This is a genomic window from Pontibacillus chungwhensis, from assembly GCF_030166655.1.
In the GTDB taxonomy this organism is placed as follows: Bacteria; Bacillota; Bacilli; order Bacillales; family BH030062; genus Pontibacillus.
Genome location: NZ_CP126446.1, coordinates 3,475,688 through 3,497,945 on the forward strand (window position 1 = coordinate 3,475,688; position 22,258 = coordinate 3,497,945).

18 protein-coding genes are annotated in these 22,258 nt (G+C 45.1%); 3 read left to right on the top strand and 15 right to left on the bottom strand.

The window, feature by feature from the left end; all coding sequences use genetic code 11:
- Positions 1 to 101: 101 nt before the first annotated feature.
- Positions 102 to 2,498, bottom strand: coding sequence for an immune inhibitor A domain-containing protein (locus QNI29_RS17930; protein WP_231419673.1), 2,397 nt, complete (start codon positions 2,496 to 2,498; stop codon positions 102 to 104).
- Between the two features lie 285 nt (positions 2,499 to 2,783).
- Here QNI29_RS17930 and QNI29_RS17935 point away from each other — a divergent pair, with 285 nt between their 5' ends.
- Complete coding sequence (locus QNI29_RS17935; RefSeq protein WP_231419674.1) at positions 2,784 to 5,966, top strand: hypothetical protein; 3,183 nt, start codon at positions 2,784 to 2,786, stop codon at positions 5,964 to 5,966.
- Positions 5,967 to 6,139: 173 nt separating this feature from the next.
- On the opposite strand, the gene QNI29_RS17940 is transcribed toward QNI29_RS17935, so the two are convergent.
- From QNI29_RS17940 to QNI29_RS17950, 3 genes are all read right to left on the bottom strand, one after another.
- Positions 6,140 to 7,558, bottom strand: coding sequence for a glycosyltransferase family 2 protein (locus QNI29_RS17940; RefSeq protein WP_370635541.1), 1,419 nt, complete (start codon positions 7,556 to 7,558; stop codon positions 6,140 to 6,142).
- On the bottom strand, positions 7,546 to 8,601 hold the full coding sequence (locus tag QNI29_RS17945) for a HEAT repeat domain-containing protein (RefSeq protein ID WP_231419675.1): 1,056 nt from the start codon (positions 8,599 to 8,601) through the stop codon (positions 7,546 to 7,548). The genes QNI29_RS17940 and QNI29_RS17945 overlap by 13 nt, the downstream gene beginning before the upstream one ends.
- A gap of 64 nt (positions 8,602 to 8,665) precedes the next feature.
- The gene (locus QNI29_RS17950) at positions 8,666 to 9,625 is read right to left on the bottom strand and encodes a LacI family DNA-binding transcriptional regulator (RefSeq protein ID WP_231419676.1); all 960 of its coding nucleotides are present in this window, start codon (positions 9,623 to 9,625) and stop codon (positions 8,666 to 8,668) included.
- A 99-nt stretch (positions 9,626 to 9,724) separates the two neighbouring features.
- Between QNI29_RS17950 and QNI29_RS17955 the strand changes: the two genes are divergently transcribed.
- Positions 9,725 to 9,847 carry a hypothetical protein gene (locus QNI29_RS17955; protein WP_255688860.1) on the top strand — a complete coding sequence of 41 codons (123 nt, stop codon included), beginning with the start codon at positions 9,725 to 9,727 and terminating at the stop codon, positions 9,845 to 9,847.
- A 155-nt stretch (positions 9,848 to 10,002) separates the two neighbouring features.
- Here the strand turns inward: QNI29_RS17955 and QNI29_RS17960 are convergent, their stop codons facing one another.
- The 6 genes from QNI29_RS17960 to nagE all read right to left on the bottom strand — a co-directional run bounded on the left by QNI29_RS17960 (position 10,003) and on the right by nagE (position 16,623).
- Positions 10,003 to 10,836 carry an aldo/keto reductase gene (locus QNI29_RS17960; protein ID WP_370635547.1) on the bottom strand — a complete coding sequence of 278 codons (834 nt, stop codon included), beginning with the start codon at positions 10,834 to 10,836 and terminating at the stop codon, positions 10,003 to 10,005.
- 447 nt (positions 10,837 to 11,283) lie between these two features.
- Positions 11,284 to 12,006 (bottom strand): sugar isomerase domain-containing protein, encoded by a 723-nt coding sequence (locus QNI29_RS17965; protein WP_231419678.1) that lies wholly within the window; start codon positions 12,004 to 12,006, stop codon positions 11,284 to 11,286.
- 10 nt (positions 12,007 to 12,016) lie between these two features.
- Positions 12,017 to 12,742 carry a phosphonate metabolism transcriptional regulator PhnF gene (gene phnF, locus QNI29_RS17970; protein ID WP_231419679.1) on the bottom strand — a complete coding sequence of 242 codons (726 nt, stop codon included), beginning with the start codon at positions 12,740 to 12,742 and terminating at the stop codon, positions 12,017 to 12,019.
- A gap of 15 nt (positions 12,743 to 12,757) precedes the next feature.
- Positions 12,758 to 13,489 (bottom strand): glucosamine-6-phosphate deaminase, encoded by a 732-nt coding sequence (nagB, locus tag QNI29_RS17975; RefSeq protein WP_231419680.1) that lies wholly within the window; start codon positions 13,487 to 13,489, stop codon positions 12,758 to 12,760.
- Positions 13,486 to 14,661 carry an N-acetylglucosamine-6-phosphate deacetylase gene (nagA, locus tag QNI29_RS17980; protein WP_231419681.1) on the bottom strand — a complete coding sequence of 392 codons (1,176 nt, stop codon included), beginning with the start codon at positions 14,659 to 14,661 and terminating at the stop codon, positions 13,486 to 13,488. The genes nagB and nagA overlap by 4 nt, the downstream gene beginning before the upstream one ends.
- A gap of 51 nt (positions 14,662 to 14,712) precedes the next feature.
- Complete coding sequence (nagE, locus tag QNI29_RS17985; protein ID WP_231419682.1) at positions 14,713 to 16,623, bottom strand: N-acetylglucosamine-specific PTS transporter subunit IIBC; 1,911 nt, start codon at positions 16,621 to 16,623, stop codon at positions 14,713 to 14,715.
- On the opposite strand from nagE, the gene QNI29_RS17990 reads away from it, so the two are divergent.
- The gene (locus QNI29_RS17990) at positions 16,606 to 17,082 is read left to right on the top strand and encodes a hypothetical protein (protein WP_284526579.1); all 477 of its coding nucleotides are present in this window, start codon (positions 16,606 to 16,608) and stop codon (positions 17,080 to 17,082) included. The two genes, nagE and QNI29_RS17990, sit on opposite strands and share 18 nt — an antisense overlap.
- Before the next feature lie 230 nt (positions 17,083 to 17,312).
- Here QNI29_RS17990 and QNI29_RS17995 read toward each other — a convergent pair whose 3' ends face one another.
- The 5 genes from QNI29_RS17995 to QNI29_RS18015 form a co-directional block, all read right to left on the bottom strand.
- Positions 17,313 to 17,927, bottom strand: a complete 615-nt coding sequence (locus tag QNI29_RS17995; RefSeq protein ID WP_231419684.1) for a hypothetical protein — start codon at positions 17,925 to 17,927, stop codon at positions 17,313 to 17,315.
- Entirely contained in the window at positions 17,924 to 18,151 is a 228-nt protein-coding gene (locus tag QNI29_RS18000; protein WP_231419685.1) for a hypothetical protein, read from the bottom strand. Before QNI29_RS18000 ends, QNI29_RS17995 begins: the two co-directional genes overlap by 4 nt.
- A gap of 99 nt (positions 18,152 to 18,250) precedes the next feature.
- Complete coding sequence (locus QNI29_RS18005) at positions 18,251 to 19,441, bottom strand: PDZ domain-containing protein (protein ID WP_231419686.1); 1,191 nt, start codon at positions 19,439 to 19,441, stop codon at positions 18,251 to 18,253.
- Between the two features lie 309 nt (positions 19,442 to 19,750).
- The gene (locus QNI29_RS18010) at positions 19,751 to 21,265 is read right to left on the bottom strand and encodes a S41 family peptidase (protein ID WP_231419687.1); all 1,515 of its coding nucleotides are present in this window, start codon (positions 21,263 to 21,265) and stop codon (positions 19,751 to 19,753) included.
- Positions 21,266 to 21,543: 278 nt separating this feature from the next.
- Entirely contained in the window at positions 21,544 to 22,212 is a 669-nt protein-coding gene (locus QNI29_RS18015; protein WP_231419688.1) for a haloacid dehalogenase type II, read from the bottom strand.
- Between the last annotated feature and the right edge of the window lie 46 nt (positions 22,213 to 22,258).

The window sequence follows — 22,258 nt, forward strand, 5'->3', positions numbered from 1 at the left end:
TACACAACGATAAAAAGGAAGAAGTTGTCTATAGAAAAAGTACCTTCCAGACAACAAAAAAACTGCACTCACGTTAGTGAGTGCAGCTTCTCTTTTCATCATTACTTTTTGAAAATCATAACCTTACCAACCGTACCGTCTTTACTTTCACCCGTAACGCGGAAGTTCAGTCCATATTCAGGAACATTACGTCCGGCGTCAACTAATCCAGGGTTGGAGTAGTCTTCAGAATCACTGAATAGCGGATTACGTTTGGTATAGTTGTCTTTTAAGGTAATACCAAGTAAATCTTTGTAATCAAGATAGAGCTTCTCGGACTTATCCAGACTAAAGGCAGCGTCATGTACCTGGTAGCGAGTAGAAGCTACAGATTTATCACTCCACTTAAGCGTCTTTTGGTCCGCATCTACTACACCAACAAACCCTTCACCAGGATGATTTCCTGTCCAGTTGTCACTATACTTCTTATCTACATACCAGACCACTAGGCCGTCATCGAAGGTCATTAAACTATCTCCACGACGGATGTTTGCTAAACCTTCATCAACGCCATTATGACTTCTCCATTCAAGAAGGTAGTAGTGTTCACTTCTCTTGATACCGTCTGATTTTGTGAAGCCATCTAAACCAAATTTAGCATCGCCTTCTGCATCGTCAAATACGACTTCTTCTCCGTCCACGACTACAGATAGGTCATCAGCATATAAACCTGGTTGGCTAACCGCCCCATCTGTTACATATTCAATCGCCACTTCTACTTCCTGACCAGCGTAAGCAGAAAGGTCGAAGGATGCGTCGATCCAACCATTAGAAGAACCAGTGATACCGTTCCCTTCATTAGCATCATACGGATTGGCGTCAGTTGTAATATCTGATTTAACGGTCTCACCATTCACCGTTACATACGCATAATCCCAGTCTTTCTCAATATCATACCACGTTTTAAAGTTGAATTCTGCTGAAGTAGCATTTGTCAGATCAACTGTTGTCGTTAAGGAATTATTTAAGTCATCACCGCTCCCACTAAAGTAGGCATTCTCACCGCTAGCAGGCGTGGTAATAACCGTTTCTTTTTGAGGAAGATTGACTTTTACAACGTCATTGTTTGTCCCTTTCGTTGCAGCCTCATCCAATAAGAATTCTATTCCTTGTCCATTCACATCTTCTAGATTAACCTCTGTTCCAGTTTGCCAATTCCCTTTTGTCCCTTCATTATCGACAACGGCAGAAGCTTGAAGCATTTCCTTCATGTATGGACTAAAGCCAGTAGGCATTGTCCCCGGAATATCTCCTGCCCAGCTACCACTAGACATGATTGACCAGTAGCTAACCGGTTCACCTTCACCTGTATACTGCGTGTCATACTCATCCGGAAGACCTAAGTCATGACCGAATTCGTGAGCCATTACCCCAACCGCACCGTCTTCTGGTTCGATTGTGTAGTCATATGCTGCCATTGAGCCGCCCCAGTATCCAACAGATGCTTCCGTGTTAGAAATAGGAGTTATGTCGCCAAGATTCCAGCGGTGAGACCAGATTGCGTCTGAACCTAAGCTTCCGCCGCCTGCTTCTTCACCAACACCAGAATGAATAACCATTAGATGGTCAACTAAGCCGTCTGGCTCTAAGTAGTCGCCGTCACCGTCTAAGTCGTAGCGGTCCCATTGATCGTAGTCAGAGATATCAACATTTGGATCAGCGCTAGCTGCTTCTAGTGCTTCTTTTACAAGCCCACGAGCGTTCACATCACTATCTTCCTCTGTCGGGTAGTTTCCACCATATGCAGCAGCGGGTTGACTAGCCGTATACCATCCTGCTACTTCCCCTTCAACAGAGTAGCTTCCACCAGATTGTTGCTCATAGTATTGTTTCATAGAGTCATAGGTATTACCATCTGGGCCTGTCCAGCCACCTTCGCCAAACAACATGTCTTGGTAGTGCTCTCTAGAATAAGCATCTTCTCCATCATAATACATGTCTGTTTCATCAGCTGTTAAAGTATTATGAGGCTTGTCCGGATAATCTACTAATAATACTAGTACTTTATCGGTACGCATCTCCCCATTATAAGCTTCTTCCTCGACCCCATCTGGAGCATTTTTCTTGGCTTGTCCAAGTTTATTTCCCTTGCCGTTTGTAAGGCTATTTTTATTGATCTCTTTTTGCAGCTTTTCTTTAGTCGTTTGCTCTGCATCCTGAAGTTCACCTTCTTCTTTCATACTAGCAGCCGATTCCTGCTTAGCCTGTAAGAATTGGTTCAACTTCTCCTGAGCTTGTTCCGCTGATGCATTTTTAGAAATCGTTCCATTCTCTTTCAACATTTGAATCAATCGCTCATCATTTGCGATCGCCAGGTCAAATGGTGATCCACCTTCTTGATGAACATGCTTGCTTTTACTTACCTCACTTGGCGATGGCACTGAAGCATTTACGCTCGCCACTGGGCCGAGCGCTAACGTTAGCGCCAAAGCGGATGTGATTAATTTCCCCTTCTTCATTCGTCATCCCCCTAAATGTCTGATTTTTTTGTTTTTTCTGAACTATCATTACTATAAACTGGAATCTTAGCGTTAGACAACACTTTATCTCGATATAAAGGGAAAATGAGCGTTTTGGACGGTTTTATCGACAGCTGTCGACATGTTTTTGTTAGTCCATTCGACTCATTCCGAAGATTAATCGCTTCGACCCACTCACAAAATGAACCAGAAATTGAGAATACTGTGTCATATAAAAAGGTATGAGATAATACAAGTAATGGAAATTAAAGAGGGGGAGTTTGGATGAAAAAGTGGCCATTTGTACTAGGAGGATTTCTGCTTCTACTGGCCTTTCCGTTTATATGGTGGCTTCTAGAGCCAAAAGAGCCACTCCAAACACTCATCGTGGATAAGACCGTTCCAGATGAGTCATATAGAGAGCATAAAGGACTAACCTGGCTATTAAATTATGAAAAATATACGAAAGCAAACGGGGATCCCTATAATCTTGAAGAAGATTATATCGGGTATCATCCTGACAAGAAACAAGCAACCGCTTTGCCAGAAGACTTAAGTGAGTACAAAATGATTTATCTCGCCGATACATACGGTGTCTATAACGCCGATCTCGAAGGTGAGAATGAAGACGGAGAGAAATCTGCCAAAATCGAGGGCGGTTTAACTGCAGAAGAAGCAAAGCAAATAGAAGCTTCACTCTACGAGAACCCGGCGACATTCATCGCAGAATTTAACACGTTTTCAAGCCCCACTAGGGAAGAAGCGCGAAGAACCATTACAAATCTATTAGATATAAAAGCAACAGGCTGGTCTGGTCGTTATTTTGATGACCTTGCAAAGGACTCAGGAGGGGAGGTACCAAAATGGGCCATTCGCGATTATGAAGAACAGAAGGATCAGAAGTGGTCATTTGATGGAGCGGGTTATGTGCTCGTTCACAACGACAACACGATCGTCGTACTTGAAGAAGGAAAAGACGTCTCTGATGAAGGCATTCGTGCTACTTTCACAGATCAGGGTGTGGAACAGTTCGGACTGAAGAAGAGCCCTCATTATGCCTACTGGTTCGATATCGTCAAACCATATAATAAAGAAAACGTCATCGCCAATTACGACTGGGAGTTAACGAAGGAGGGAGAAGAAAAGCTTAACGCGCATAATATCCCCCTTCAATTCCCTGCCGTAACGCGAACGACGAAGAATGATTATCCAGCTTATTATTTCGCAGGGGATTTTGCAGATATGGAGACGCTCCCTCCCATTCATCAGTACAAAGGGTTGGCTTCATTCCGAAAATGGTTCTCCTTTGGAGATCAATCAAATCCTGAGCCTTTTTACTGGAAAACTTATATTCCGATGCTCAGGGACATATTAGAAGAGGCAGAGACGCCTGCAAAATCAGAGAGCGCTAACCCTAAGAAACAGGTCGCAAACGAAGATGGCATCGCCTATCCGACTAGAGTTGGGAAAGAACGCCTTGAAATCTACCAAGACGGGGAATGGAAGCCGACGCTTATGAAAGGCGTCAACATCGGCATGGGGAAACCAGGAGCGTTCCCAGGGGAAGCAGCGATCACAGAGCGTGAATATGCCCGCTGGTTTGAGCAAATTGGCGAGATGAACGCCAATGCTATACGCGTCTACACCCTTCATCCGCCCGGCTTTTACCGAGCCCTGAAGAATTATAATGAAGAAGCTGATGAACCGATCTACGTCTTTCACGGGGCCTGGGTGGATGAAGAACCTCTTGAACGCCATTTAGACAGTTTCCATGAAGAGAATACAGAGTCGTTTAAAAACGAAATCTCTACTCTCGTTGATGTGATCCACGGAAATGCCACGGTGGAAGAGAAACCTGGTCATGCGAGCGGGGTCTACAACGCTGATATCTCAGAATACGTCATCGGCTGGATCATCGGAATTGAGTGGTATCCTCAAATGGTCGAGAAGACAAACGAGAATCATCAAGACAAGGGTGATTACGAAGGTGACTATATTTATACGGAAAATGCGAAGCCATTTGAACATTGGCTAGCGTCGATGATGGATTACACGATTCAATATGAAATGGATCAGTATAAGTGGCAACGTCCGATCAGTTTCACAAACTGGCCGACAACGGACTTTCTTGACCACCCTTCTGAACCACTTGAGGAGGAAGACTTGGTCGGGGTAAATCCAAATGTCATTCACACGAACGAAGACACGTTCAAGCCAGGCATGTTCGCAAGTTACCACGTGTACCCGTACTACCCGGACTTCTTGAATCATGACGAAGAGTACCTTTCTTATAAAGACCAGCGCGGCGAGAACAATAGCTATGCAGGGTATTTACATGACCTGGTCTCAAAGCATGATATGCCAATCCTCGTTGCTGAATTCGGTGTACCTGGATCTCGAGGGAAGACACATGGCAACCCATTCGGTTGGGATCAAGGACATCATTCAGAAAAGCAGCAAGGAAACATTAATAAACGCTTATTTGAAGATATTGTAGCAGAAGACACGCTCGGCGGTCTCGTCTTCACATGGCAGGACGAATGGTTCAAGAGAACGTGGAACACCATGGAACTCGATAACCCGAACAGACGTCCATTCTGGTCCAACGCACAGACCAACGAGCAACAATTTGGACTCTTATCCTTTGATCGCTTGAAGCGAACAATTGACGGTAAAGGTGAGTCCTGGAAAGATACAAAAACGGCTTCAACAGAAAACGGAGACATCCAGTCCATTGCCGCTGACCATGATGAACGATACTTGTACCTTCGTCTTGAGATGAGTGAGAGCTTCCAGTTCGAAGACCAATCCCTGAACGTTGCATTCGATACGATTCAGAACCAGGGAATCAAGTCCATTGCGGACGGACTAGAGACAGACGAGGGCATTGATTTTCTTCTGAAAATGGACGGAAAAGATAAGGCTGAACTTCTCGTTGATAGCTATTACGATCCGTTCTACTATCAGTACGGAGATACGTTGTCGATGATCGAGAAGCAACCCTATGCGAGCGAGAAGAATAACGGAAACTTCCACCCAATCCGATTAGCGCTTAACCAGCAGCTAACGGTTCCTTCAACTGGTGAAGTCATCCCGTTCTCATCCTATGAAACTGGCAAGCTCCAACACGGAAATGCAGATCCAGAATCAGAAGACTATAATGCATTAACGGATTATTCCATTGGAGAAAAAGGTAAAGTCATTGAAGTACGCATCCCTTGGCTCCTTCTTAATATCAAAGATCCAAGTCAAAAAGAGCAAATGGCTGATCTGTGGAAAGAAGGCTTAAAAGGATCTCAAAGCTTTAAAGACATCTCCCTTAAGGCATTCACCGAAGACAACGATACAGTTCGTTCCTCAACCGACTTCCTTTCTTACAGTTGGAAAAACTGGAATGAACCGAAATCAGAAGAACGTCTGAAGAAATCCTATGACATTATGAAAGAAGCTTATGAACAAGCCGAATAATAAAAAAAGCTGCCTTCTCCTCTAGCGGAGTAGGCAGCTTTTTTATTACTGGATGTTGGCGTGGGGATTTAGACGTTAGGTGGGCTTTTCTAGTCATCCCAGATCGCTTTCTGGACGTAAGAGCAGCTTTTCTCGTCATCCCCACTCGCTTTCTAGACATCCTCCCCCAACACTCACTGCGAAATCCCCTTCCGCTTCATCTCTCCCCAACCCTGCTGCTTCCGAGCAACCTGCACAAGGCCAAGGAGGCGCCAGAATACAGTCAGCGGGCGATACCAGAAGGTCTCAGATAAAGCGTATAAGAATAAGCGGATCACGTGGCGTTCTTTTGGATACCGACGGAGGCTCCACTCCTCGAGTAGAACAGCACCCATGGAAAGAATCGATCCATATAAAAGGGCAAGGAGAAACATAAGGATGGCTACTTGTACGTTGATGATTCCTGTCAAAACACCAATCGGAACAAGGATATAACCTAAGACCTCTATAATAGGGCCAAGCAGTTCAATAAATACAAAATAGGGAACAGAGATGAGTCCGATGCTTCCGTAACGCGGATTAAACAACATCCGTTTATGGTGCCAAAGTGACTCAAACAACCCACGGTGCCAGCGACTTCGCTGACGTTTTAAGATCGTTGTATCTTCAGGGGCTTCTGTCCAGCACACGGGATCTGGAACATAGACGATTTTGCTAGACTCCTTCTCTTCTTTCATGAAACGGTGGAGCCTTACGACAAGCTCCATATCTTCACCCACCGTATCCCGGCGATAGCCACCGGCGCGTATGACCGATTCCTTATGAAAAATCCCAAAGGCACCTGATATGATCAGCAACAAGTTATTCTGACTCAGACCAATACGCCCCATTAAGAAGGCTCTTAAATACTCGATTACCTGCATGACTACGAGTGGAGATTTTGCTAGCCCAATCTCCATGACCTCACCCCGTTCAATGCGGCAACCGTTCGCGATTCGAATGCTTCCACCCGCTGCGATCACTTCGCCATCTGATTCTATAATCGGCTTCATCACTTTTAAGAAGGCATCTCGCTCTAAAACAGAATCTCCGTCTAACGAACACACGTAAGGATAATGAGAAATATTGATGCCGGCATTTAAAGCATCCGCTTTCCCGCCGTTTTCTTTGTCGATCATATACACATTGCTATGAATAGATGATTGATAGATTCCGCGTATGGACTCTGTATCAATTTGTTTTCGTACAACGTGTGGGATTCTTTTCATATCGAATGCTTCAATCATGATATCGACCGTTCGATCTTTAGATCCATCGTTCACAACAATAATTTCAAATTCACTATAGTTCATACTGAGGAGCGCCCGCACACTGCTATAAATACCAAGCTCTTCGTTGTAGGCCGGAACGATTACAGAGACAGGCTTAGCATCAATGTTGTCCAGGTAGTCCTCATACGGCTCTTTTTGATTCAATCCATATTGTTCCCTCAGTTGTCTTGAGGAGATCACGAGCATGACGGTATAAAATCCAATTACAACAACCATATATAAGATGAATAAGAGTGTAAAAAGTTGAAATAGACCTTGTAGGACTAACGCTATGATTTCCATGCAGCTCCCTCACTTTCTAACCACTGATGAGCCATATCCCGGGCGTATGGATCAACACTCGTTTCAAACACATGGGACAAAATCATATCCCCGTCATTATAAACGGTAAGTGCCTCCCCCGCAGCTTGTCGAACAAACCAGTTAGAATCAGACAACAGATCCACAAGGACGGACTTATACCGTTCTTTCTCGGTCACTCTTGCAATCCGCGCAACCATCATACGCTCCTGAAAATGGTCTGAGGTTTTCAACGCAAGGATCACATCATGATTCGAGACGTAACCAAACGATTCAAGAACTTTTAACAGACTCATCCGAAGTTCAAATGAGGCCTCTGACAGGCGCACTTCCAAAAATGGAATTCGACTGTAATCCTTCATCTCTCCAATCCACTCCACAACAGCTTGCTGAAGAGGAACAGGGAGAGAATCAAATTGATCTAAAAAGCGCTCGAAATCAACTTGTAGAAGCCTCCTGAAGATCTCTTTATACAGGAACTTCGGATATGGATGATGCTCCCCGAGAAGATCATAAACCAATTCATCTGAATGAAGAGCACTAAGCGTTCGGACAATCTGATAATGTTCAGCCGTGTTTTTATAACGCTTTTGTTTATACCGTTGCCACAACTCTTCGTGAAAGCTTTGAATTTTAAAATCTTCTATTTGGTAAAGAGCATTCATTCGTAAACTGAAGCGTCGATGAGCAAGCAAACGTTTATAATAGTCCGTCATTGTCCATTGAGCAAATGAGTTCACACGCATTTTGACAGAGGAATCTTTAAGCGTTGTCGTGATTTCTTCTAGTAATTCAGATAGGGCTTCATACACGATCCGGTCATGTTGAATGAGACTCGAATGGCCTTCTTCCCCTGAGATGACCACTTGTTGAACAACCGGCTTTAATTTTCTCTTATACTCTTTTTTCCTCTCTTCGTACCGTATCGTTCTTCCCTTTTGGGCGAGAAGGAACAAGAGTAAGCCTGTTAACAATAGCGCAAGTAAGATTACAAAAAGCGCCACCCAGGCAAGCGTTATAGTCATGAATAATAGGTCCCCCCTTAAATGGTAAACTTCCTTGCAGTATATGGATTCAATAGTTAGAACTTTACACACTTCCCCGTTCGACCAGTTCAAATGGATAGATCGTTGACGTCTTGTCTTTCTTCACGACTTTCTCAACAAGATTCACCCCAACCTCATGAAGGGGCAAATGAATCGTAGTCAGGTCAAGCGCTTCCGCAATAGGATGGTTGTCAAATCCAAGAATAGCCACATTATTAGGAATCTGAATTTGCTGCTTCTGGGCCTCCATCATAAATCCAGCAGCCACCTGATCACTTGTAATAAGTAAGGCGGATGGTTTCTCGTTAAGCGCCGCATATTCACTCACGACCCGCTTCCCATCTTCAATCGTTAAACAACCATTAAAAATCCACTCTTCACGAAAAGGCTGTCCGATCCTTTCCAGTTCCTCACAATAAGCTTTCTCTCTTAGCTTACTATTTGTTCCATTTCTACGTCCAATACAATACCCGATTTTCTGATGACCCTGATCCACCATGTAGCGCATACCAAAGCGAAAGGCTTCATAGTGATCAACTGAGACACATGGAATCGTCTCATGAGAAGCTGTTTCACATACAACAATAGATCCAAAAGATTGATAGGATTCGATCGCTTCCCATTCACTCGCGCGAGAAAGAATGAGTAACGCATCCACTTGCTTCTGCTTTAACGCTTCAAAAGCCTTATGCTCTTCTTCCTTCATGTAGTTCGTCTGATAAAAAACGAGATTATACCCCTGTACAAGCGCCTGATCCGCAATCCCCTTCAGCAGCGTGGAGAAATAAGAATGATTAATGTATGGAATCACAACCCCAATCAGTCTCGTTTCACCAGTAGATAAATGAATGGCATTAATGTTTTGGAAATAGCCAAGTTCCTCCATGGCCCTCTCCACCGCCACCCGCTTCTCCTCTGTGACGTAGGGGTGCTGATTCAATACCCGGGACACCGTCGTTACCGACACTTCAGCCTGTTTCGCCACATCTCGTATATTCGCCATACCCTCACCTCAAACGTTATGTAAAAAAACTCTTGTTCTGAAACGCGTTTCATACCCTATAGTAAATTTAACAAGAACAAAAAGAAAGGAAGATTGATCATGTTCACAGGAATCCTAACCCTCCTTTTCCTAACCCTATTCGAATGGGGAACCATTCACTACCTTCACAATCAGAACAAAGAAGAAGTAGAAACCTACTACGAGAATCTCTACTACGACTAAGAAACAGCAGATTAGCGCACTAAAGCACGAAAGGGTGCCAGACACCGTTTAGCCCTTTAGTGCACTGACGCGTGTCTGACACCCTGCAATCCTTTAACGTAAAAAAGGTACCTGCTCCTTATGCGGAGGCAGATACCTTTTGTTTGAGACATGGTTTAGAAATCGAAGTTGTCCGGGTCTGGACCGACGCGGTGATTTTCGTTTAACGCGCTGATCTTCACGACTTCTTCATCTGTTAATTCAAAATCGAACACATCGGCGTTTTCTTGAATGCGATGTTGTTTCGTTGATTTTGGAATGGTAACAATACCAATTTGAAGATCCCAACGAATCACGATTTGAGCAGCTGTTTTATTATATTTATCAGCTAACTCTTTAATTACAGGTTCTTCTAAGATTTGCCCTTGCATAAGGGGACTCCATGCTTCCACTACAATATCATGCTTGGCACAGTAGTCACGAACTTCCTGTTGAGAAAGTTTCGGATGAAGTTCTACCTGGTCGATCACCGGTGTCACTTCTGCATCTTTTAATAAATCATCTAAGTGATGAGGATGGAAGTTACTTACACCAATCGCACGGATTTTACCGTCATGGTAAAGCTTCTCCATCGCTTTCCAAGATTCTTTATATTTGCCTTCAACTGGCCAGTGAATTAAATAAAGATCTAAATACTCAAGGCCTAGCTTCTCGAGGCTTGTTTCAAATGCTTGCAACGTTTCCTCATAACCTTGGTCAGAGTTCCAAAGCTTAGACGTTACAAAAATCTCATCACGGCTTAGTCCGGATTCTTTCAGCGCTTTTCCTACGCCTTCCTCATTCTTGTAGGCAGCTGCTGTATCAATGCTGCGATAGCCGTGTTCTAAGGCCCACTTAACTGAATTGATGACTTCATCGCCATCTTCTACTTTAAATACGCCTAATCCTAACCGAGGCATGTCTACACCATTATTAAGCTTGATCGTATCTTGTAAACTGTTCATGATTATTACTCTCCTCGAATCGATTTTGAGCTCTCTGGCTCAGCTTTTTTAGCGTATCACCAGCCCAGGGAAGAATACAAAAATCCAGCTTACTGATGGCACATCAGTGGGGGAAGTAACTCAGTGATCTAGAAGTTTTTCGACGGTAGAGCTCTGGTTCTAGACATAAACCACTCTTTTCTAGACGTTACCCATTGGATTTTCGACGTCAGCCTTTCTTTTATAGACATCAGAGGGCTCTTTCTCGACGTCCTCCTGCACTTTCTAGACATCAAGAACCTTTTTCTCGATGTCCGTCTTTCTTTTCTAGCCATCACCCTCACCTTTCTCGACGTCCCATCCCTAATTCTAGACATCACGGCGCCCATTCTCGACGTCCGCCCTCTCATCCTCTCCCCACCCCGAACTACACATAAAACCAGCACCCAATTCAGATGCTGGTCTCTCCCATTACTAAAAATCAATTCGTTCCCGATAGACCTCAATCAGACGCTCATTATGATCACTTGCCCCTTCTACATTCCCACTCTTGAAAATAGGCGGGGTGTTGCCTCGTTTTTTCATCTCTACAACGACTCTTGTAAACACTTCATGAATGAGCGCTGCACCGACGGCGGTTGACGTTGGGCCAAAGGGCTGGTCGATGCCCTCTTCTTGTAATATCGCATCGCCGACAGGGACACGGGTGTCGAGAACCGCATCCACTACTTCCTCGAGGCGCTTGCCACTCTCATGACGGGAACTCTGAGTTTCTTGATAAGAGAGGGATTGAAGCCCTATTGTGAAAGCACCGCGACGGTTTGCTTCCAACGTGACTTCGATCGGAACAGGATTACGTCCGGACGTTGAGATCACGATAACGACGTCCTCTTCTCGTATATCCAAATCCTTAATGAACGTATCTCCAAAAGCCGGATCCCGCTCCCGCTCTGACGACTGAAGGGCACCATTATGAAGCAGAAGTTCATCCACTAAAACCGGTTTGACCGGCACAAGCCCGCCTGCCCGGTAATACGGTTCCTGGGCTAGCAGACTCGAGTGGCCACTTCCGAATAGCTGAATAATACCTCCTCGCTCTAGGCGGTCGGCTATTTGTCCCGCTAAATGAAGCAAATGATCCCGATCTTTTTCTTCAATATAAGAAAGATTGTCTATGAGCTGTTTCAAGTACGACATCCCATCACCTCTATTTCCGAATGATGTCACTGCTGAATTTATAACGATCCGCTCGGTAAGCTGACTTCACGACCTCGAAAGGAGTCCCATCTGTTAAGAAAGAATTCCGTTCGATGACGAGCACTGGGGACGAAAGTGGGACTTGAAGGAGTTCTGCTTCCTGCTGATCTACGATGGTCGCTTCAATGACCTGTGTGGCTCTTCCGATTTTGTAGCCATGCTTGGCTTCCATATATTCATAGAGCGATCCTTGCACAATGTCCTTGCTTAAACCAGGAACTAATTTTGCCGGAATGAACGTAGTCTCCACAGCCATCGGTTCCCCGTCTGCGAAGCGGATACGTTGGATCAGGAAAAGCTCCTCCTCTTCCTGAAGACCCAGCTTCTCTGCCATCTCTGGCTGAGCTGGAACCACATCGAAATGGAGCAAGCGACTGCTCGGGACGAGGCCGCGTGCTTTCATATCCTCCGTGAAACTCGTCATTCCTTGTAACGTTTGTTCAATCTTTTGCTCGGCCACAAACGTGCCGCGACCTTTTTCCCGATACAGGATTCCGTCGTTCACCATATTCGTAATCGACTGGCGAACCGTCATGCGACTCACATCATAGGTTTCAGAGAGCTCTCGCTCAGACGGAATCATTTCCCCCGGTAGAAACGCACCCTTTTGAATTTGTTGTTTAATATGTTCTTCAATCTGGTAGTACATCGGCAGGGGGGATCGTTTATCCAACATGAAAAACGCCTCCTCTTAATTTTGCACAGTTTGATAAGCAGCCAGGTCTACAATAAGCGTGACATCTGGATGACGGTGAAGGGCTGACGCTGGGAAATCTTCGCTTACGTCCTGAGACAGAAGCTTCTGAATCGCGTCCGCTTTCTTCTCTCCGCTTGCGATCAGCACAATCTTCTTCGCTTTCATGATGGATTGGATACCCATTGTTATGGCCTTTGTCGGAACTTCCTCAATGGATGTGAAGAAACGCGCATTCGCTTCACGAGTAGAATCCGCCAGCTCCACGACATGCGTCTCACTCTCAAAGGAACTCCCAGGCTCATTAAATCCGATATGACCGTTATGCCCAATCCCTAATAACTGAATATCAGGGGGACCAACCTCTTCTATCAATGCTTCATAGCGAGCGCATTCTTCTTTCAAATCCACTGCCTGACCATCTGGAATATGAGCCTTTCTCGTATCCATATTAACATGCTTGAAAAGGTTTTCCTGCATAAACGAGCGGTAACTTTGAGGATGACTTTTCGGGACACCTACATATTCATCAAGGTTCAATGTCGTCACATTAGAGAAGTCCATTTCCCCAGATTCATAACGCCTGATCAGTTCTTGATAAGTCCCAAGAGGCGTACCTCCAGTCGCCAGTCCAAGGACACACTCAGACTCAGGCTTGTTCCTTTGCTGCAGCAGGTCCGCAGCTTTTTGGCTCATTTCCTGCTCGTCTTTCGTTACAATGATATTCATGAAAGCTCCCCTCCTTTCTGATAACTGATAACCCCTTTACAGAATGTCGCAACGAGGTTCATCGACTCATCCATCAAGACGAGATCAGCATCTTTTCCGGCTGAAATGCTTCCTTTCCTGTCAAAAACCCCGAGCTGCTTAGCTGCGTTCTCTGACGTCACTTGAACAATCTCACGCTTTGTCAGATCGTTAATCGAGCGCATCCGCTTCGCCGCTTCCTGAAGGGTTAAAATACTACCAGCTAATGTCCCATCCTCAAGTCTCGCTTCACCATTCTTCACGTGCACATCCTGGCCACCGAGATCATACACACCTTCTGGCAGGCATTTCGCACGCATTGCATCGGTAATTAGAATCGTATGCTCAGACCCCTTTTGCGCATAGGCAAGTCGAATCGCATCAAGATGAACATGAATGCCATCTACAATCATTTCGGTCTTCAGCTCAGGATGCAAAAGAGCTCCCCCTACAACACCAGGTTCCCGGTGATGCAGCCCGCTCATTTGATTAAACAGATGAGTAACATGCTTCGCACCGCAATCCACCGCTTCTTTTACCTGCTGAAAGGTCGCATTCGAGTGACCGATCGATGGCACAACACCACTCTGTGAAAGATAGGCAATAAAATCAAGAGCGCCATCTGATTCCGGAGCAAGCGTGACAAGCTTAATGTGGTCGCCACTCTTCTTCTGCCACTTTTGAAAAAGCTCTTTGTTCGGTGGCACAATGTGCTCATGAGGCTGTGCCCCTGCTTTATCTGTTGAAATAAACGGTCCTTCTAAATGAATACCGAGCGCTTCTGCTCTGCCATCTGCTTGTTGCCTAGCAATATAGTGTCCTGCATTTTCAACCGCTCGTTCGATTCGCTCATGGGACTGCGTCATCGTTGTCGCCAGAAAACTTGTTGTCCCCTCGTTTGGCAGAACCCGACTCATTTCCTCTAGCGCTTCTTCCGTTCCGTCCATGACGTCACAGCCGTTAGCACCATGGATATGAACATCAATAAAACCAGGATAAAGGGTTAACCCCTGATCGGTACCATCAAATAGAACAACAGCATCACCGATCTCGTCTGTTCCAATCTTTTGTATCTTCCCGTCTTGAATGAAGACGTTCCCGTTCTCAACCGTCCCGTCTTCTAAGACAAGGTCTACGTTCTGAATAACATACATATGAGACCTCCTCATAAGAAAGGGAGAGCAGCCACTCTCCCTTGTATTGATTTACTTTTGTACGTGTACGATATTAGTCGTTTGCGCATCCTGGTCGCCAGTTTTCTCAAGTTTCAGCGTCTCACCATCCAGGTTTGTAAACACAATTGGTGTCACAACAGATGGAACCTGGTCACGAATGGCGTCAAAGTCCACTTTAATAAGAGGCGTTCCTTGTGAAACGGTCTGTCCGTCTTCAACAAGAAGCTCAAACCCTTCACCTTGAAGCTTCACCGTGTCGAGTCCAATATGAATCAGGATCTCTACTCCATTCTCTGTTTCAAGACCAATCGCATGTTTCGTCGGGAAGACGTTAACGACTTTCCCGTCAACTGGGGACGTAAACGTATCACCTTTTGGATCTACGGCGAAACCAGGACCCATCATACCTTGTGCAAAGACTTCATCTGGTACTTCCGAAAGTTCCATCACACGACCTGCAATCGGCAAGGCAAAAGCTTCACCGCTCATCGCTTTTCCGGCATCTGTCTGTTCTTCTTTAGATTCCACTTCCTCAGGCTGATCCGGAGCCGAAGTATCTCCACGGTCCATGCGCTTTCGTATTGCATCAGCCACAAATTCAACCGTTGTACCGACGATTACTTGAAGGTTTTTCCCCTTCATTTTCATAACACCACGAGCACCCAGTCGCTTCAGTTTCTTCTCATCGACCTGCTCCTGATCGGTCACCTGCATACGCAGGCGCGTCGTACAATAATCAAGGCTTTCAATATTGTTCAGACCACCAAGGGCTTCAATATAGTGATAAGCTTTCGCGTCATAGTCACCTTTCTCTGTTTCAACCATGTCCTCTTCCTCATCTTCATCCTCACGCCCAGGCGTTTTCAGATCCAATTTAATAATTAGGAAGTAGAAGACGACAAAGTAGATGACTCCCATAACAATTCCAAGACCAGCCAGTAACAGTGGATTCTGAGCTAATGTAAAGTTCAATAGGTAATCAATTAAACCTGCCGAGAATCCAAATCCATGTCGGGTATCTAATAAGTATGCTGCTACCATCGACACGCCCGTTAACAGCGCGTGAACGACGTATAATAATGGGGATAAGAACATAAAGGAGAATTCAATAGGTTCTGTCACACCCGTTAAGAAAGATGTAAACGCGATCGAGAATAACATGCCACCTACAGCCGCTTTACGCTCTTTCTTCGCGGCCATATACATTGCCGCACAAGCTGCCGGTAAGCCAAACATCATAACCGGGAAGAAGCCAGCAAGGAAATACCCAGCTTCCGGGTCACCGTTTAAGAAACGATTAATCTCCCCGTGGAAGACCTCACCTGAAGCCGTTGTAAATGAACCAAAATCAAACCAGATCACCGCGTTCATCACGTGGTGTAATCCAACCGGAATCAACAGACGGTTTAACACGCCATAAATGCCAACACCCGCTGTACCTGCATTTAAAATCCAGTTCCCAAGTGAATCAAGTCCATCTTGTACCGGCGGCCAAACAAATCCTAATAGAAAGGCCACCACAACCATCGTCAGCGATGTGATAATGGGGACAAACCGCTTCCCGCCAAAGAAGGCGAGCCAGTCCGGAAACTTCACATTATAGTACTTGTTATAGAGCAAACCACCGGCTATACCAGCAATCACCCCGCCAAACACTTTCATATCTATATCAGGGTCAATCGATTGAGCCCCTTCTGTTAAAACAAGGTACCCAATGGCACCAGCAAGGGCTGCTCCCCCACTCCCATCGTGGGATAACCCCATTGCAATACCAATCGCAAATATAATCGCAAGGTTACCTAGAATCCCGTTCCCCGCTGCTGTAATGAACGGAATATCGAGCATATCTTCTTTCCCCAGGCGCACAAGAAGCGCAGCCGCAGGAAGAGTCGCAATCGGAAACATTAAAGACTTCCCAATGCGTTGCAAAAAGTTGAGCATAAGCTCCCTCCTCAAGAACATAATAAAATGAAAACGCTTTTTCATACATCTACCATACCACTCAGGTATCTAGTTGTCTATACCAGTTATAGATTTGATGGAATGGGACTATATAGTGTGTTCGGTGAGTGGGTCGTTGGTTGGGGCGGTTGTGGAGGGAAATTGTTTTTCTGGGTGCTTTGGGCGGGGTTAGGTTGGGGGGCTTTTATGGGGTGTTCTGGCGCTTCAGGTTGTCGTCCTGACACTTGGGTGGGGCGTTCTAGCGCTTTGGGCGGATGTTCTGACACTTGGGTGGAGCGTTCTGGCGCTTCAGGCTGTCGTCCTGACACTTGGGTGGAGCGTTCTGGCACTTCAGGCTGTCGTCCTGACACTTGGGTGGAGCGTTCTGGCGCTTCAGGCTGTCGTCCTGACACTTGGGTGAAGCGTTCTGGCGCTTCAGGCTGTCGTCCTGACACTTAGGCGGGGCGTTCTGGCACTTCAGGCTGTCGTCCCGACACTTTTAACGGTGGTCTCGTCACTTTAGCCTGTGGTCTCGACACTTTTACGAGCCGTCCGGGCACTATTAGCTTAGATTCGGACACTCTCCCCACGTATCCCGACGCTTTCCACGTCTGTTCGGGCACTCCATCCAACCAAAATAAAAAGAGCAGTTTCAAAACTGCCCTTGCTGTAGTCAATCTATTTTTCATTTAAGGTTCCATACGTTCCTCAATCTTCATATGTAACACCAGCACAACGGCACTTTCTTCAATAATCTCAAGTAACTCTTCCTCATCCCTAGAATCTCTAATCTTGACTACATCTTTTTGAGGAGCTTGGAAATACACCGCCAGTGCTTTAGTTTCACCCAGCTGTAACGTTACATCTTCGTCTTCCTCTATTGTAAAACCATAAGAAGTAGGATAGCCTTCCTCAAACAGCCGCCCTACACTGACAGGCTCTAATTTCATGTCTTCCGCATAAAGAAACATCGACGCATCATCCGAATTCGTCCGAAGAATCCCAAGTCCAAGTGACCCTTCTTCATAGTTTTCCGGATTGTTTCCATAAGATAGTTCAATTAAAGGATTCTCATCTTTCTTCCCATCCCTATATCGATCCACCCATACGTTCACCCATCGATTATTAGCCTCTGGCAATTGATAGGAAAAATCGAATAGCTTTCCTATTCCCAGCTCTTTAAATGTGTCTTGATACTTCGAATCGCCATATGCACGAATTGTCGATTGATCAGGTTGGCTTTGGCAACCCACACTCATCATAATTGTAAAAATCATTAAAACGGCTAGAATCCATTTCTTCAAGATAACTCTCCCTTCCTGTGTAACCGATATTTCACATACCGTTTCGCTCGGTACACAATCATAACGGCGAAATACACATACGCAAGGACCACCCCGAAGTAAGTCCAGTTACTAGTAGGACCATCCAGCAAAACCAGGTAAATGACAAATTGAGCAAGACCAACCGCTAAAATCGTCATAAACAAATTATATCCATGAGCATCTTTCGTTTTTGAAGAAAACATCCCAGTCACACCTTCCAAAATATTCTAATAATTCTATTGTATTACAAAAATTCTTACAAAAAAAGAAGAGCTTTTTTAGCTCTTCTTCTTCGATCCAATCTATTTTGCCTTTTTCTGCTTCGCGTACTGATCTTTAACAAACACAAGACCTAATTCATAATGATCGTTCTCATACATCGCCCGTTTAGCAAAACGAATCTCACCAGCGGTATCCTTCACAGCAATCTTGCAATAAGCAAGATTCGATTGGACAGCATAGTAAAAGTCCTGTTCGTTCGTCACGTTTAGACCATTGACTTTTTCGATCGTTTCCCCGACGACGAGATTCATCTGATCTGCTGGAGACCCTGGTATTACACCCAGGATCGGCAACCCGTCATACCTCGGGGTAAAGTATGGATTCTTGCCATGGTCGCGCCATCTTAATAAGAAGGAACTAATCTCACGACCTACTGGAGCAAGAACAATCGCCACAAGAGCAAGAATCGGTACATAAAAACTGGCTACAGATAAGCCCAGTACAAGAATTGCAAGAACAACCAGAGAAGATCTCATTGTTAAAGCAGCACTCCTTGGAGAAACGCCACGTACGACATGCTCAAACCCTAGCAAAATAGGCGCTGCCATAAGTCCGTACGTTCCATCCCCGATCTCAAAGATCGGCCACCAACCTGCAAAAGGCTCAATCGCCCCACCTGGAATTAAGAAAAAGACCGGCAGAAAGCCTAGACGCTTCAAGCGATGCTGCCCAATTAACTTCCCGCGGCTTCCCTTTACATACTGTGGGAACGAGTCGTTATTACGAAAACGGTGGAACAGGATCGCTTCCAGGATAAGAAAGACACCCATTAAGAGCCCAAGGGCTGTAAAACTGGTATTCTCAAAAGCCGTCACCCACGAATCAGGAAGAAAAGATGTATTCAGCTCAGGCAGCCATAATAGAAGCACAGCCGTGAGAGCTAACGTGTACGCTGGAGATATCCAACTAAACCGAAGCGAAAGCGTCAGAAGAATGACCACCGCTGAGTATAGGAGAACGACTGGGTAAGGAAGAGAAAAACCAACTGCTATGGAAACAATGGATAAAATAAGTCCAAAAAGCAAGCTTATCCCAATCGTCTTACGCCACTCGGCAAAGATATGAAAGATCTTACTCCCAAAATCCCGCCGCTCTCGCTTAATCCGCTTCACCGAAGCCATCATCAAAAGCAACACAGTCCAATACGTAACCGGCTGCATAAACAACCGCCCGAACCCTTTCATAAGTTCAAAAAACCAATCAGAAATCATGATGTATACCTCCTAAACTGAAATGCTGAGGGCCGCGTTTAGACACGGCAGTCATAAGACAAACAACGCAGTGAGGTGCTCTTTCCTCACGAAGTTGTTTGACTTATGTACAGAGTGTCTGCGGCCCGAAGCTGGACACTAGAAATGCGCAGGCGGGTTAAAAACATTAGAGGAAGTTCGATTAAATTCGCCACGTCCTGTGACAACCTCGAACGCTCCCACCTCGTGTTCGGCCCCCCATTCACGAAAAAAATCCGCAGCGATATGCTACGGATTTAATTCGATAGAAATCGTTAAATTCCTGCTACCTTATTCACTAAACAATACGTCCAGTGCTTTTTTCATTTGGGTGTCGTTTTCTTTGTTTTGAACTTTTTCAATGACTTGAGCTTGAATTTCAGAAGCCGTGTCTTTGTTCACTTCACCCGTCGCTTTAAGATCATTGGCTTGTTGGAAAGCCTTAACCGCTTGCGTCGTTTCTTTGCTGAAGTACCCATCTTTTCGGCCAGGTTTGTAGCCAATGCCTTCTAGCATTTTTTGAACGTTTGCGATCTTTTCACTATTTTGATCATAGGTTAATGGTTTGTCTTCAATTTGAACCGGATTCGTATAGAAGTAATCAGGTAAATCCGCTTTTACAGTTGGCTCGATTCCTTTTTTGTGAATCCAGTTGCCATCTGGTGTAAGCCACTTGTAAACCGTTAGCTTCATACTGCTGCCGTCGCCCATTGGAAGAGGCTGTTGCACCGTACCTTTACCAAACGATTTATTCCCAACAAGGTCATAGTCACCCGCTTCTTTCATAGCGCCTGCTAGAATTTCAGATGCGGAAGCACTACCCTCATCGATTAGAACAGTAATCGGGTACTCTTTCTTGCCATCCCGCTCCGTGAAGTAACGCTCTTTCTGACCTTCACTATTTTCTACCTGAACCATTGGTTTATCTTTCGGGATAAAGTTCTTCAAGATCTCTTGAACGGATGTGAACAAACCACCCGGGTTACCTCGCACATCAATCACAAGACCTTCAATGCCTTTGTCCTCTAGTTCTTTTAGTTGCGTATTAAAATCTTTCGCTGTGTTTTCAGAGAAAGAGGTAATCTCAATAACGCCCGCTTTCTTGCCATCTACTTCTTTAACGCTTGAGTAGACCGTTTCAATTGGAATCGTGTCTCGTACGACATCGATCTTAAGCGGTTCTTGTACACCTGGACGATCAATCTCTAACGTTACGGTCGTCCCTTTTTCACCACGGATCTTAAGAACCGCGTCATATAAATCTAAGCCTTCGATGTTTTCCCCATCGACACTGATAATCTGATCCTTAGGCTTCAAGCCCGCCTTCTCAGCCGGTGAACCCTTAAACGGAGAAACGATCGTCACTTTTCCATCGACCATGCTCACTTCTGTTCCAATCCCCTCAAATGATGAAGAAATGGAATTGTTAAACTGCTCCATCGTTTCTTGATCCATGTACACACTGTACGGATCCTCTAACGTTTCGAGCATTCCTTGAATCGCGCCTTCAACTAACTCCTGTGACTCAACGTCCTGTACGTATTTCTCTTTAATAAGAGAATAGGCTCGATCCACTTTTGAAAGCTCGCCACCGTTATCTTCTTTCAATCCATCGAGGATATCCCCAATTGATTTTTTTGAACCTTCACTTTCATCTGCGGAAGCCTGACTTTCGCTGTTTGTGACCTCGCTCTTAGCCTGTCCTTCTCCAGGGCCAACGAGTTGGACGCCTGCGTACGTAATAATCGCTCCGATCACCATGGAGGCAACGAGCAGGACGGCCAGATACCGTTTTCTTAGGTTCATACCTTTTCACCTCGAATAAATCGATTTTCTCTACCGAAAATACTGCACAAATGGGCATCACACTGCCTTGTGAGATGCCTTATATTTCTACTATATGCCAGAAACAATTCCGACATGTCCACGATAAAAAAGAAATGCTTTCTACTAAATCCTTACCTACTAGTGTACACCATTTTTTGGAGTCACAAAAGATATAAACATAAGATATTGCCCTTCTGAGCACTTTTTGACCATAATAAAGCCGGCACTAATCTCTCTCGATCAGTGCCGGGTAATCGTTATTCTTTAATCCATTCTAGTATGCCATTTAAGTCATCGTAGATGGTATCAGGCTCAAGGTTCAGCTCTTCAACTGGTAAACCATTTCGGTTAATCCAAGCCGTTTGGAACCCAAAATTCTTCGCTCCTGATATATCCCATCCATTTGAAGACATAAAGAGTACTTCTTCTCTTTTCACACCAAGTTGATCTAACGCATAAAGGTAGGAATCCTGAGAAGGCTTAAACTGCTTAATACCATCTACGCTTAACACTTTATCCACGTAATCCGTAAGACCCGCATTCTCGAGAAGGGGGTGGAGCGTTTCAGGTGTGCCATTTGAGAAAACAACGCGCTGGTACCCTTCAAGTTTTCCGAGAACCTCTTCCACTTCATCATAATGGGTAAGGTGCAAATACGCCTCCATCAACGCATCGCTTTGTTCCTGCGTGATCTCCTCCCCGTGCTTTTTCACTGCATAATGAAGCGCATTAGTGGTCACGACAGGGAATCGTCGATATTTCCCCATCACCTGGTATAAAAAGAAATACTCGAGCTGTTTCTCCCGCCAGGACTGGCTAATAGCCTCCCCTTTTTCCGGGAAAAACTCCTCACATTTCTCCTTTACGGTATGAACGTCAAAAAGCGTGCCATACACATCAAATATAAAAGCTTTAATCGGTGCCATCGTATCCATTCCTCCAAACATAACTTGTTCATGACTTTACCCTTTT

Coding starts and splice junctions, on each gene's coding strand:
- nagE (WP_231419682.1), bottom strand. CDS start 16,623: ATGCTCAACTTTTTGCAACGCATTGGGAAGTCTTTAATGTTTCCGATT.
- nagB (WP_231419680.1), bottom strand. CDS start 13,489: ATGAATATCATTGTAACGAAAGACGAGCAGGAAATGAGCCAAAAAGCT.
- QNI29_RS17930 (WP_231419673.1), bottom strand. CDS start 2,498: ATGAAGAAGGGGAAATTAATCACATCCGCTTTGGCGCTAACGTTAGCG.
- QNI29_RS18010 (WP_231419687.1), bottom strand. CDS start 21,265: ATGAACCTAAGAAAACGGTATCTGGCCGTCCTGCTCGTTGCCTCCATG.
- QNI29_RS18005 (WP_231419686.1), bottom strand. CDS start 19,441: ATGATTTCTGATTGGTTTTTTGAACTTATGAAAGGGTTCGGGCGGTTG.
- QNI29_RS17950 (WP_231419676.1), bottom strand. CDS start 9,625: ATGGCGAATATACGAGATGTGGCGAAACAGGCTGAAGTGTCGGTAACG.
- QNI29_RS17965 (WP_231419678.1), bottom strand. CDS start 12,006: ATGTCGTACTTGAAACAGCTCATAGACAATCTTTCTTATATTGAAGAA.
- QNI29_RS18000 (WP_231419685.1), bottom strand. CDS start 18,151: ATGTTTTCTTCAAAAACGAAAGATGCTCATGGATATAATTTGTTTATG.
- QNI29_RS17940 (WP_370635541.1), bottom strand. CDS start 7,558: ATGGAAATCATAGCGTTAGTCCTACAAGGTCTATTTCAACTTTTTACA.
- QNI29_RS17935 (WP_231419674.1), top strand. CDS start 2,784: ATGAAAAAGTGGCCATTTGTACTAGGAGGATTTCTGCTTCTACTGGCC.
- QNI29_RS17945 (WP_231419675.1), bottom strand. CDS start 8,601: ATGACTATAACGCTTGCCTGGGTGGCGCTTTTTGTAATCTTACTTGCG.
- QNI29_RS18015 (WP_231419688.1), bottom strand. CDS start 22,212: ATGGCACCGATTAAAGCTTTTATATTTGATGTGTATGGCACGCTTTTT.
- phnF (WP_231419679.1), bottom strand. CDS start 12,742: ATGTTGGATAAACGATCCCCCCTGCCGATGTACTACCAGATTGAAGAA.
- QNI29_RS17955 (WP_255688860.1), top strand. CDS start 9,725: ATGTTCACAGGAATCCTAACCCTCCTTTTCCTAACCCTATTCGAATGG.
- nagA (WP_231419681.1), bottom strand. CDS start 14,661: ATGTATGTTATTCAGAACGTAGACCTTGTCTTAGAAGACGGGACGGTT.